A 447-nucleotide genomic window follows, 5' to 3' on the forward strand; every position below is an offset into this window, starting at 1 on the left:
GCGCGTTGCGCATATCGAAAGCTATGTCGGTCTCGTGGAAGTCGGCGTCGGTCTCGTGCCGGCGGGCGGCGGTCTGAAGGAAGCCGCGCTGCGCGCTGCCGATGCGGCTGCCGCAGTGGGCGCATCGAACGGCGAACTGATGAAGTTCCTGACGAAGTCGTTCGAAAACGCGGCGATGGCGAAGGTCTCGGCTTCGGCGATCGAAGCGCGAGCGATGGGCTATCTGAAGCCGTCGGACACGATCGTGTTCAACGTATTCGAGCTGCTCGACACGGCCAAGAAGGAAGCGCGCGCGCTCGCGGCCGCGGGCTATCGTCCGCCGTTGCCGGTCAAGCAAGTTCCGGTCGCGGGTCGCTCGGCGATCTCGACGATCAAGGCGCAACTCGTGAACATGCGCGACGGCAACTTCATCAGCGCGCACGATTTCCTGATTGCTTCGCGCATCGC

The 447-nt window shown here is 64.2% G+C and carries 1 pseudogene; it reads left to right on the plus strand.

Going from position 1 to position 447, the window contains the following annotated elements:
• A pseudogene (locus BTA35_RS16750) lies at window positions 1-447 on the plus strand (hypothetical protein); the annotation flags it as partial.

The organism is Oceanospirillum linum (genome assembly GCF_001995095.2).
GTDB classification, from domain to species: Bacteria; Pseudomonadota; Gammaproteobacteria; order Pseudomonadales; family Halomonadaceae; genus Oceanospirillum; species Oceanospirillum linum.